The 13178-nt window shown below is 38.8% G+C and carries 8 protein-coding genes; 5 read left to right on the plus strand and 3 right to left on the minus strand.

Going from position 1 to position 13178, the window contains the following annotated elements; all coding sequences use genetic code 11:
• Positions 1 to 52 precede the first annotated feature (52 nt).
• Together J1N10_RS17180 and purL are read right to left on the minus strand one after the other, a co-directional pair.
• Complete coding sequence (locus J1N10_RS17180) at positions 53 to 610, minus strand: hypothetical protein (protein ID WP_262327967.1); 558 nt, start codon at positions 608 to 610, stop codon at positions 53 to 55.
• A 151-nt stretch (positions 611 to 761) separates the two neighbouring features.
• Complete coding sequence (gene purL / locus J1N10_RS17185) at positions 762 to 4451, minus strand: phosphoribosylformylglycinamidine synthase (RefSeq protein ID WP_262327968.1); 3690 nt, start codon at positions 4449 to 4451, stop codon at positions 762 to 764.
• Positions 4452 to 4790: 339 nt separating this feature from the next.
• Between purL and J1N10_RS17190 the strand changes: the two genes are divergently transcribed.
• Positions 4791 to 5849 (plus strand): aldose epimerase family protein, encoded by a 1059-nt coding sequence (locus J1N10_RS17190; RefSeq protein ID WP_262327969.1) that lies wholly within the window; start codon positions 4791 to 4793, stop codon positions 5847 to 5849.
• A gap of 55 nt (positions 5850 to 5904) precedes the next feature.
• On the opposite strand, the gene J1N10_RS17195 is transcribed toward J1N10_RS17190, so the two are convergent.
• Positions 5905 to 7245, minus strand: a complete 1341-nt coding sequence (locus tag J1N10_RS17195) for a tetratricopeptide repeat protein (protein ID WP_262327970.1) — start codon at positions 7243 to 7245, stop codon at positions 5905 to 5907.
• A gap of 194 nt (positions 7246 to 7439) precedes the next feature.
• Between J1N10_RS17195 and J1N10_RS17200 the strand changes: the two genes are divergently transcribed.
• The 4 genes from J1N10_RS17200 (at position 7440) to uvrB (ending at position 13174) form a co-directional block, all read left to right on the plus strand.
• Positions 7440 to 9353, plus strand: a complete 1914-nt coding sequence (locus J1N10_RS17200; protein ID WP_262327971.1) for an AMP-dependent synthetase/ligase — start codon at positions 7440 to 7442, stop codon at positions 9351 to 9353.
• Positions 9346 to 10107: a copper homeostasis protein CutC gene (locus J1N10_RS17205; protein WP_262327972.1), complete on the plus strand. Its 762-nt coding sequence runs from the start codon at positions 9346 to 9348 to the stop codon at positions 10105 to 10107. Before J1N10_RS17200 ends, J1N10_RS17205 begins: the two co-directional genes overlap by 8 nt.
• Positions 10108 to 10251: 144 nt before the next feature.
• Complete coding sequence (locus J1N10_RS17210; RefSeq protein ID WP_262327973.1) at positions 10252 to 11085, plus strand: hypothetical protein; 834 nt, start codon at positions 10252 to 10254, stop codon at positions 11083 to 11085.
• Between the two features lie 79 nt (positions 11086 to 11164).
• Positions 11165 to 13174, plus strand: coding sequence for an excinuclease ABC subunit UvrB (gene uvrB / locus J1N10_RS17215; RefSeq protein ID WP_262327974.1), 2010 nt, complete (start codon positions 11165 to 11167; stop codon positions 13172 to 13174).
• Positions 13175 to 13178 lie beyond the last annotated feature (4 nt).

Raw genomic sequence — 13178 nt, forward strand, 5'->3', positions numbered from 1 at the left:
GCAGTGAAGGAGGTAATAAACAAATGCTTTTGCACGGAAGACTTGGAAGGGGTTAAAGTTTGAATTCTCTTATGAATGGCTTAATGATTTTTACATCAATTGACAACTCCTTACCTCTAAAATGAACCTTAACAGTTCTCAGAGGCCTATCCGCAACTGATATCTCAGTGCCATTATTTATAATTATTAATTTCCCTTTTCTAATTAAATAAAATACATCTCCCCTTTTTTTTATAGTGTGGTTTGATAAACCTCGACCAAACACCAAAGAGTTAAAAGCAAAGAATCCCGAAATCGCCAAATAGAAATATTTTATATCATTAGTTTCTGGATAAGAAACATACAAAATACTAAAACACAACAAAGAAGTTAAATGAACAACTGGCACAATAAAAGAAATCAGAAAAGATACTCTACTAGTTACATATGTTGCATTTTGCAAAAGCTTATATTCCAAATGATAATATGCATTAACAATTGCGATCAAAACTAATACAACACTAGCTTTCTTTAAACTAGTAATACTTGTATGAAATAATTCATTCGGGATATTTAGAAAAATTAGCATTGCTATTGCAACTACCACAAGCATCATACTTAAAACTCTCATTATTTATAATAAAATTAAGATATCGTAAACAAAATAGTATCAGTAGGTTTTAACTAAGTAATGATGATTTTTCTAAAAAACAAAAAACCTGGCAAGATTTAATCCTGCCAGGCTTCTATATCACTAAGTAACTAATTCCTAAATTACTTTATTACTTCTTCGCTTCAATCCATTTGCGAGCATTCACAAAGGCTTCAATCCACGGCGTCACCTCGTCCCCTTTTCTGTCAGCAGGATAATAACCCCACTGCCATGGGAAGATAGCACGCTCCAGGTGAGGCATCATCGCCAAATGACGACCATCGTTTGAGCAAATAGCAGCAGTATTGTAATCACTACCATTTGGATTGGCCGGATACGTTTCGTGCGCATATTTACCTACAATATTATATTGGTCTTCTGCGTATGGCAATTGGTATTTTCCTTCACCGTGTGCCACCCAAACACCTAACTTAGTACCTGATAAGGAGCTTAACATCACCGAGTCGTTTTGAGCAATCTCCATATTCAGGAAGATCGACTCAAACTTATGCGATTCGTTGTGAAGCATCTTAGGTTGTTTGTCGTGCTCAGGGTAAACCAGACCAAGCTCAACCATTAGCTGACAACCGTTACAAATACCTAAACTCAAAGTATCAGGGCGCGCATAGAAATTATCCAATGCCTTTTTAGCTGCCGGATTATATAAGAAGGCACCTGCCCATCCTTTAGCCGAACCAAGTACATCACTGTTTGAGAAACCACCAACAAACACAATCATGTTCACGTCTTCCAGCGTCTCACGACCATTAATCAGGTCGGTCATATGAACGTCTTTCACGTCCATACCTGCTAAGAACATGCTGTAAGCCATCTCACGGTCACCATTTACACCTTTCTCACGAATGATAGCCGCTTTAATGCCAGAACGCTCTTTACGGTCTAAAGCCAGGTTCCACTGGTCTAGTTGACCGGTAAAAGCCGTTGGGAAGTTATAATCTAATGCGTGATTGGCGTAATTATCAAAACGCTCTTTAGCCAACGCTTCACCACTCTGCTTGCGGTCTAATAAGTAAGATGTCTTGTACCAATCGTTACGGTATTGGTCGATGTCAAGTTTTAATACCTGACCATTGTTTTCAATTGTTAGCTCGCGCGCTTCAACTGGCTGACCAAGCTCCATAAACTGAATACCATTGGCCTCCAAAACAGCTGAAGTTACTGCTAAATCTTTCACCTGAATAATAACACCTGGGTTTTCAGAGAATAATAACTTGATTAGGTCCTTCTCTTCGTAATCACTCAAGTTAACCTTGGCACCAAATGATGTATTAGCAAAGTTCATTTCCAATAAGGCAGTCACCATACCACCGGCCGAGATATCGTGACCGGCCAATACCAAACCTTTATTGATTAAATCCTGAATAGCGTTGAACCCGCTCTTGAAATAATCAACATCTGTTACCGTTGGCGCTTCCGCACCTAGTTTGTTAACCACCTGGGCAAATGAGCTACCGCCCAGTTTCAGGCTATCAAATGATAAATCAATATGTAATAAATGAGTATCTGTATCTTTAACTAAAACAGGCTCTACAATATTCTTGATATCGTTTACCTCACCGGCACCTGAGATAATCACCGTACCCGGGCTGTAAACCAAATCACCGTCTTTGTACTTCTGCGTCATCGACAAAGAGTCTTTACCAGTTGGAATGTTGATACCCAACTCGCAGCTAAAGTCGCTCACTGCCTCAACAGCACGATACAAACGGCTATCTTCACCTTTATTTTTACAAGGCCACATCCAGTTGGCACTTAACGACACACCTTTTAAACCATGCGTTAACGGTGCCCAAACCAGGTTAGTTAAAGCTTCGGCCACTGAAACAACGGCACCGGCAGCAGGATCAACCAAACCAATAGCAGGCGCATGACCAATCGAAGTCGCAATACCTTTTTCACCTTTGTAATCAATGGCACAAGCACCAAGGTTATTTAAAGGCAACTGTAATTCACCGGCACATTGCTGCTTAGCAACTTTACCGGTTACTGAACGGTCAACTTTATTAGTTAACCAATCCTTACAAGCAACAGCTTCCAGTTGAAGCACATCGCTGATGTATTTTTCAATCTGTGTTGTTTCGTATTCAACCGCAGCAAACTTATCATCTGCAGTTTCATCATTCATGATGGTTTTTGGCGGATTACCAAACATATCGGCCAACTGCCAGTCAATTGGTGCATTGCCTTTATCATCTTCAAACTTAAAGTGCATATCACCAGTTGTCTCACCCACTTCGTAGAAAGGTGCACGCTCGCGAGCTGCAATATTCTTTAAGTTCTCAATGTCTTTATCTTTCAACACCAAGCCCATTCGCTCCTGCGACTCGTTACCTGCTATTTCTTTCGACGACAAGGTTGGGTCTCCAACAGGTAATTTATCCAAATGAATGGTTCCTCCTGTTGTTTCTACCAACTCCGACAAACAATTTAAATGTCCACCTGCACCATGGTCGTGGATAGAAACAATTGGATTCTCATCCGACTCAGCCAAAGCACGAATAGCATTCATGGCACGTTTCTGCATCTCTGGGTTTGAACGCTGAACAGCATTCAACTCAATAGAGTTATCGTATTCACCAGTTGCTACTGATGACACAGCTCCACCACCCATTCCAATGCGGTAGTTGTCACCTCCAAGAATAACCACTTTATCGCCTTTTTCAGGATCAGCCTTTAGGGCATGCTCTTTACGGCCAAAACCAATACCTCCGGCCAACATAATGACTTTGTCGAAGGCAAATTTCTTTTGGTTTTCGAAGTGCTCAAATGTCAACACCGAACCACAAATCATTGGCTGACCAAACTTATTACCAAAATCAGAGGCTCCGTTAGAAGCTTTAATTAAAATCTCTTCCGGTGTTTGGTATAACCAGTCACGCTCAGGAATATTCTCTTCCCAGCTTCTACCCTCTTCACTGCGAGAATAAGAAGTCATATAAACTGCCGTTCCTGCCAATGGCAATGAACCCTGTCCACCAGCCAATCGGTCGCGAATTTCACCACCACTACCGGTAGCAGCCCCGTTAAATGGCTCCACCGTAGTTGGGAAGTTGTGTGTTTCTGCTTTTAATGAAAGTACGGTATCAATCTCTTTTGTCTCAAAGAAATCAGCAGTATCCTGACGACCAGGAGCAAACTGCATGGCTTTAGGACCTTCAACAAAGGCCACATTATCTTTATAGGCCGAAACAATGTAATTCGGGTTTGTTTCCGACGTCTTTTTGATCAATTTAAATAATGAGCTTTCTTTTTCCTCACCGTCAATAACAAAAATACCATTGAAAATTTTATGACGACAGTGCTCCGAGTTCACCTGTGAGAAACCAAACACCTCACTGTCGGTCAATTTACGACCAAGGCGTTCGCTTAACTCATTTAAATAGTTGATTTCCTCTTCACTCAAAGCCAATCCTTCCTGTACATTATAGGCGGCAATATCTTCAATATGCACAATTGGCTCCGGCTCTTTATCAATTGTAAAAATAGCCTCGTCCAAACCTTTGTACATGGCCTGAAGCATTGGATCGAATTCTGCTTTTTCAGAATCTACTTCAAAGAATTCTTCCACGCGAATAATACCATCGATACCCATATTCTGAGTAATCTCAACAGCATTTGTACTCCATGGAGTAATCATTTCTTTACGTGGACCAACAAAAAAGCCTTCTAAAGTTTTACTTTCAGAAAGCTTTGCCCCACTAAATAGCCATTCCAATTTACTGATGTTATCAGCTGAAAGTTCGGCTTGCGTTCCTACCGCAATAATCTGCCTTGAATTTCCCTTGAAAAACAGAACCATGAATGAATGTTTTGAATTTGTTTTTAATAAGCTACAAATTTAATAATAGTTCGGTAGTTTTCCTGCAGTTATAAGCGCTTAATTGAATAACTTTTAAACAAATTGTTGAAAAAAATAAAGAGGCCATTCAAATGAATAACCTCTTCTCTCTAAAACCAAAAAACTACCTGCGCTTATTTAAGTATCCTTTCGGATAAAGTAGCCTGAATCAATGAATGATATGTTCATTCTTTCAGGTATAAAACTACTACTTTTTTAATTGTCGACAATAAAAAAGTAATAAAATGTTAAAATTAAGTTTTTTCTTATTTTTGTTCTTTATAATCCACAATCACCGCTATGATAATTAATGAAAAAACACAATTTGTTTCCGCGCTTAATCAAGAAGTAAAAATCATTACACTTCAAAACAGGAAACACACCCAGGTAACCATTACGAACTATGGTGGCATCATAATGAGTATTAAAACACCGGATAGAAGAGGCAATTTTGCAGAAATAGCCTTGGGCTTTGATGATGTTGACTCCTATCTTGAAAAGAAATACACTGAAGACTGCCCTTATTTCGGTGCGACAATTGGACGGTATGCTAACCGAATAGCGAATGGCAAATTTGAGCTGGATGGCAAAACCTACAAGCTAAACTGTAACAATGGCCCTAATTCATTACATGGCGGACCAACAGGCTTTCATCAAAAACTATGGGAGATCGAGACCTTTAAAGAACCCAAAAGAACTGGCGTTGTTTTAAAACTCACCTCCGATGATATGGAAGAAGGTTTCCCGGGGAAAGTGGATATCAAGATGACGTACACCCTCACTTTCGATAACGAACTGGTGATTGATTATGAAGCCACAACAGACAAAACCACCGTAATCAACTTAACCAATCATTCGTATTTTAATTTATCCAGTATGCAAAACAATGTATTAGACCACTTAATGGTGCTGTATGCTGATAGGTTTACCCCAAAAAACGAAAACGATATTCCAACTGGTGAAATTATTGCCGTTCATGATTCACCATTGGATTTTCTGCTACCGCGCAAAATAGGAGAAAGAATAGCAGATGTGGATGGCCGCGGTTACGACCACAACTTTATTATTAACGGACATGAAGGTGATTTAAATATTGGTGCGCGTTTGGTAGATGAAAGCACTGGGCGTTCGTTGGAGTTTTATACAACAGAGCCAGGATTCCAGGTCTATTCGGGCAATTACCTTGATGGAAGCTTTGAAAGAGATGGTCAGCAATATACCGAAAACTATGGCATTTGTTTTGAGGCACAGAAATTCCCGGATTCACCTAATCAGGAACAATTTCCGAGTGCCGTTTTAAAGCCTGGTGATACCTACCGACAAACAACAGTTTATAAATTTGGAATAGCAGATATATAAATGAATTAAGGGCGTTACTCAATCGAATAACGCCCTCATTTTATAATCCACTACCCTAACGGTATCTTACTGTTGTTTTTTCATTTATCCAAGAACCAATGGTATACATATCGCCTTCTTGTATCCCATGAAAGAATCCTGTTTCTTTATCTGGCAAATATTGTGAATACAAATTAATCTGCTTATCTGCCTCCTGCTGACAGTCCGGATCTACAGACTTTGCTTTCTTATATTGATCAATGGCCACCCAATAAACCGTTTGATGTTCAAAATCGTTATCACCATACTTGGTGCTTTCCTGAGCATATATATTTCCTATTAAAATGTGAGGCTTACCCCAGTTGCTCTTTTTCTGTAAAGCATTTTGTGCATACTTTCTTGCTTCAGGACTGTTTTTAAAGTGTGAGAAAGTGACAACTGCCAATTCATAAAAACACTTGGCTTGCAAGTCTTCATCATCAGCCTGGCTAATCGTTTTTAAATAATATTCTTTGGCTTTATCAAACTGATTTTGCCTGATAAAGAACTTAGCTAGCAAATACGACGCTTCAGCATTCGGGTTTAAGTTATAATTCTGCTCAGCAGCTTTGGCGTACAATTCACTATCTGTACAATCGAAAGCATCCAATAACTTTAACAATCGAGTCAAGCCATCCGCATCATCCTGCACAATAAGAAACTTATCTAACAAAGCACTTTCAAGCGCCACACAATCATCAAAACCGCTTTGAGTTACAATTTCTACACACGACATGCTGGCTTTGTTTAACATTGCCTTGCGCTTTGGATTAGATTGCTTCGCAATCTGTGCAGCCATTACCTCATCTACATTCATGTATACATTTAATACATCCTGAGGTTCTTTATCTCCATTCTTCATTAAGGCATTGGTGGCTTGTAACCAATTGACAGCTACCATGGGTTCCATCTTATTACCCAATTTACTATATGAAACTTCAAAACATTCCACTGCTTGTTTAAGAGCTTCAACATCATTTCTGCGATAAGTCACAATATCTAAGCCTTTTCGACCAAGCACCCATGCTTCAGGGTACTTAGGGTGTGAACCAAAATATTTAATACGCTGATCGTAAATCAATAATAAGGTATCCACCAAAGCCTGCTTTCGCATCTCATCTTGTTCTTTTTTTATGTAATGCTCATAAATCTCAACGCCATCAGCATATAAACGAATGGTTACGTCGGGACATTGATTAAACATGACACGCCAAGCATCAATTGAATAATCATACATTTTCTTTTTGAGGGCTTCCTTATATAATGAATAGTTTTTTAAACATTCCATACTATCCATTTTCTGTTCCTGGGCATTGGTATACGACGATCCGGCTATTATCCCAACTAATAGCAAAATCAATAATGCATGTCTCTTCATGGTCATTAGGTTTAACTTAATTAACGTATTAAGAATCAATCAACTTCCTTGCCACTAAATACTAATACCTCATTAATAGTTAATTATAAATAAACAATCTTTTTTTAGCTGTTCGAATTTACACACCACATGGGCGAAATCGAACACCTGCTTGTCATTTTTTTACACTATATTAGGCTAAAAACATCACCATTATGAAGAGTTTAATTGATTTTTTTGAAGATAGCGTTAAAAACTATCCGGATAATGCCCTGATTTGGGAAAAGGAAACGGACAGCTTTCAATCATATACATATAGTCAAATAAAAGATGAAGTACATGTATTTGCCAATGGTCTTTTATCATTAAATATTACCAATAGTGACCGCGTGGCACTTCTATCCGAAGGAAGACGTCTTTGGCTGGTGAGCGAATTAGCCATCTTGCATATTGGGGCCATTAACGTACCCCTCTCTACAAAACTTGAAGCTGATAATGACTTAATCTTTCGTCTCAACCACTCGGAAGCTGAAACCATTATTGTTTCAAAAAATCAACTGGATAAAGTTCGAACAGTAAAAAGTCAGTTAACCCATTTAAAACAAATAATCATTTTAGATTCAATTGAATCAACTCTAGATAATGAATATACAATTGATAAGTTCGACTCATTAGCCAAAGAGCATCAAGCACAAAACCCTGACAAACTAGCAAATGCCATCAAACATGTTACACCACAAACACATGCCAACATTTGTTATACATCCGGAACCACAGCCGACCCTAAAGGTATTATACTCTCTCACCGCAATTACACAGCTAATGTAGAGCAAGCTTTTAGCTACATTAATATACCGCAAAACTATAAAACCCTTGTAGTATTGCCATGGGATCATGCTTTTGCACACACTGCATCGCTATATTCGTTCATGCATAAAGGTGCATCGATTGCCTGCGTTCAAATTGGTCGTAATCAACACGAGACACTTAAGAATTTCGTGACCAATATGCAGGAAATAAAGCCTGAAATTTTAATGAGTGTTCCTGCCTTGGCCAAGAACTTTAAGAAGAATATCGAAAAAGCTATCGAAGCAAAAGGCGAAACAGCCAATAAACTATTCAAATCGGGTTTAAGCTTTGCCTACTGGTACAACGGCGATGGCCAAAATGCTGGCAAAGGACTCAAAAAGTTTACATACCCGATTTACGCTCTCTATAAAACGATTATATTCAACAAGATTAAAGAACGATTTGGCGGTCATCTTCAATACTTTATTGGAGGTGGAGCGCTATTAGACATCGAATTACAACGTTTCTTCTATGCCATAGGAATACCTATGTACCAAGGCTATGGGTTAAGTGAGGCATCACCCATCATTTCGGCCAACACGCCCAAATTTCACAAGCTTGGTTCTTCTGGAAAAGTCGTTAATGACCTTGAAATAAAAATATGCGATAGCGATGGCAACCAGCTTCCTATTGGTGAAAAAGGTGAAATAGTCATCAAAGGCGAAAATGTTATGCAAGGTTACTGGCGCAACGAAGATGCAACAAAAGAAACCATAAAGGATGAATGGTTATACACCGGCGATTTAGGCTATTTGGACAATAACAATTACCTATATGTTTTAGGTCGTTTCAAAAGTTTACTAATTGGTGCTGATGGTGAAAAATACAGTCCGGAAGGTATAGAAGAAGCCGTAATCGATCATTGCACTTATATTGACCAGTTTATTTTACACAACAATCAAAATCCATTCACCAGCGGCTTGATTGTTGCCAACAAAGAAAAAATAAAACAGCAGTTAAAATCGAGCAAGCAATCAATAGATAATGATGAAGCTTTAATTGAAGTGTTAGAACAAATCCAATCTGAATTAGACCACATTAAATCAGAAAGTAAGGAAACTTTTAATTTTCCTGCCAGATGGCTACCAAGTACATTAGTGGTTTTAAAAGAAAGTTTTACAGAACAAAACAAGCTTCTCAACAGCACGATGAAAGTAGTACGTCCAAAGGTCGAAGAGCATTTTTCTAACGAGATAGACTATCTTTACACCCCCGGAGCCAAAAATTTCATATCAGAAACAAACATTAATAATTTAAGAATATATTTAGAGAATGAGTAAGGAGTTGAAATTCGAAGTTTGTATAGATTCTGTTCAATCAGCTATTAATGCACAGGAAGCAGGCGCTCATCGCGTTGAACTATGCGATAATTTATTCGAAGGAGGCACAACACCAAGTGCAGGGATGATAAAGCAAGTAAAAAAAGAAGCCCCAAATATTGGGCTATTTGTCATTATCCGACCACGAGGAGGCGATTTTCTATACTCAGAGAAAGAAATACAAGTTATGCTAGCTGATATTGAAATTGCTAAACAGCTAGGTGCCGATGGAATTGTATCGGGTTGTTTGCTTGAAAATGGTGAAATTGACTCGCTCAACACTAAAAGGCTAATTGAAGCTTGCGGTGAACTTCCATTTACCTTTCATCGGGCATTTGATATGTGCAGCCAGCCCAACGAAGCCATTGAACAGCTCATTGAACTAGGAGCTGCGCGGATTTTAACATCCGGAATGCAACAAACGGCTCTTTTGGGTCGTAAGGCAATTAAACAATTTATCGAACAGGCCAATAACCGAATTACCATTTTAGTCGGTTCTGGTGTCAAACCAAACAACATTGCCCAAATTGCTGTAGAAACCAAAGCCTGTGAATTTCATTTTTCGGGTCGTGTTGAAAGGCAATCGGAAATGAAATATAAAAACAATTCTATTAACATGGGAGGGATCGCTGGTTTAACCGAATTTAGCATTTATCTTTCCGATGTTGATGTCATTAAGGATACAATTAAAGCTGCTAAAGAAATTTATATGTAATAAATCACGACATTTACTAAGAAAATAATGCCTTCTGTAAAGTTTTTTTTTCAATAACGCATCTTTATTACAACTTTAGAAACAATTGATTTTCGTAATCGTAAAGTTTTTTACATTTTTACATCGTAATTAAAGCACATTCGAATGCCGTTATCATTAAGATATTTTATTGTACTTATTGTTCTGCTTTCAACAATCCTACCCGAATCGAATGCACAACGCAGAAGAAAGCCAAAAATATGGGAGGGTTTTAGCGTAACAGGTCGTGTTGGAGCGACACATTATTTTGGAGATTTAGTTGACGATGGCCAAACTCATTTTGCTGCAGGTTTTGTTGGCGAAAAAGAACTAAACACTTTTCTCGGTGGACGCCTTTCGTTAATGGGTGGAAAAATGAGTGGAACGCAAAACAGTTCAGCTGGCACAAAAAACGGCTGGTTCGAAAACACATTTACAGAACTAAGTGCTGGTGTAAGTTTCAAACCTTTAAACGTATTATTAGGATACTATAAACAACGTGCTTTTAACCCATATCTGGTAGCAAACGTTGGTGCCTTGTATTTTAGCGCAACCAAATACTGGGGCGTATATGGTAATAACTTCCCTGGTGTTGAATATGGCGATGTTTGGAATGAAGTAAGTAAAGTAACTGCTACAGCATCTGGAGGTATTGGCCTTTCATACTGGATTAATTCTCAATGGAGTGTTAACATCGAGGCGATTGGCACCGTGCCATTCACTGATGATCTGGACGCACACAGCTCGTACGAATTACCCGGTGGAGGCACTGTTGTTACAGAAAATAATGACTTTTACTACGTCACCTCGGTCGGTCTCACCTTCCTAATTGACGATAGCCGCTGGAAGAACGAACCTAAGTACAACAGAAAAGCTTACTTAAAAACACGCTCTCAATACAAAAATTCATCTAAAAAGAACCTGAAGTCAATTAGCAAGAAGCGAAGAAAAAGACGATAAGAGACAAATAATTAATAGATAAAAGAGTTGCAAATGCAGCTCTTTTTTTGTCTATTGACAATACATTTAGCCGACTATTATGGATCTCAAAATAATTTCAGAATTTGCCCCAACCGGTGATCAACCACAAGCCATAAAGCAGTTAACCAATGGCATTGATGATAATTCAAAACACCAATCATTATTAGGAGTTACCGGCTCTGGAAAAACCTTCACTGTCGCTAACGTCATCGAAAAGGTACAACGACCAACACTTATTTTATCTCACAATAAAACATTGGCAGCTCAGCTATATGGTGAGTTTAAACAATTTTTCCCGGACAATGCGGTGGAGTATTTTGTTTCGTATTACGATTATTACCAACCAGAAGCATATCTACCCGTTACAGACACCTACATTGAAAAGGATCTATCAATCAATGATGAAATTGAGAAACTCAGATTAAGTGCCACCTCCGCTCTACTATCAGGCCGACGTGATGTTATTGTTGTATCTTCAGTATCGTGCTTATACGGCATTGGAAACCCTGAAGACTTCCATTCGGGTGTCATTACAATTGAGAAAGAAATGCAACTTTCTAGAAATTCTTTTTTACGTCAGTTGGTTGATAGTCTATATTCTCGCAATGAAGTAATGTTTGAACGAGGAAATTTCAGGGTCAAAGGTGATACCGTTGAGATTTTTCTGGCTTACGCCGACCACGCCTGTCGTGTTATTTTCTGGGGAGATGAAATTGAGGACATTGAGATTTTTCATCCTGAAAATGGCAAACGCATTGAATCGATGGATAAAATCACCATTTATCCCGCTAATATTTTTATTACATCAAAAGAGCGCACCCAACAGGCCATTAAAGAAATCCAAGATGATTTGACGAGTCATCTGGCATTCTTGAAAGAAAATGGGAAAAACCAGGAAGCTAAACGTCTGGACGAACGGGTTAATTACGATCTAGAAATGATAAGGGAATTAGGTTATTGTCCCGGCATCGAAAATTACTCGCGCTATTTCGATGGCCGCCACGCCGGAACACGTCCTTTCTGTCTCTTAGATTATTTTCCGGATGATTACCTTATTGTGATTGACGAAAGCCATGTAACAATACCTCAAATCAGAGCCATGTATGGCGGTGATAAATCTCGCAAGCAAAATCTTGTTGAATATGGCTTTAGACTGCCAGCAGCAATGGATAATCGCCCATTAAAGTTTGAAGAGTTCGAAGCACTTGTCAACCAGATAATATATGTTAGTGCCACACCAGCTGATTACGAATTGGAAAAATCGGAAGGTATTGTTGTTGAACAATTAATTCGTCCAACCGGACTACTCGATCCTGAAATAGAAGTTCGACCTAGTCAAAACCAAATCGATGATTTAATCAATGAGATAAATGACCGAATTGAGAAAAAAGAGCGCGTTTTGGTCACTACGCTAACGAAGCGTATGGCTGAAGAATTAACAAAATACCTCACACGCTTGGCCATTAAGTGTGAATACATTCACTCGGATGTTGATACTTTAGAACGTGTTAAAATCATGGAAAACCTTCGCTTAGGCACTTTCGATGTATTGATTGGCGTCAATCTGCTTCGCGAAGGATTGGATCTACCGGAAGTTTCGCTTGTTGCTATTTTAGATGCTGACAAAGAAGGATTCCTTCGTTCGGAGCGCTCATTAACACAAACAGCAGGTCGTGCCGCTCGTAATCTAAACGGTCGCGTCATCATGTATGCAGATACCATAACAAAAAGTATGCAGGCCACAATTGACGCCACCCTCTACAGACGCGAAAAACAATTAAAATACAATCAGGACAACAACATTACACCAACGCAGATTAATAAGCAGCTTACTTCTATTATTGAGACCTCGTCTAATGCTAAAGCTTACGTTGAACCTGAAAATACCAATATTGCTGCCGACCCGGTAGTGGAGTACATGAGTTCTGACGCACTTAAAAAGACGATTGAGAAAACGAAAAAGGAAATGCAAAAAGCAGCCAAAGAACTTGACTTTATTACGGCTGCTCAGTATCGTGACGAGATTAAACGATTGGAAGAATTACTCAATAAAAAAGCCTCGAAATAATTTC

This window comes from Carboxylicivirga litoralis (genome assembly GCF_025499605.1).
In the GTDB taxonomy this organism is placed as follows: Bacteria; Bacteroidota; Bacteroidia; order Bacteroidales; family Marinilabiliaceae; genus Carboxylicivirga; species Carboxylicivirga litoralis.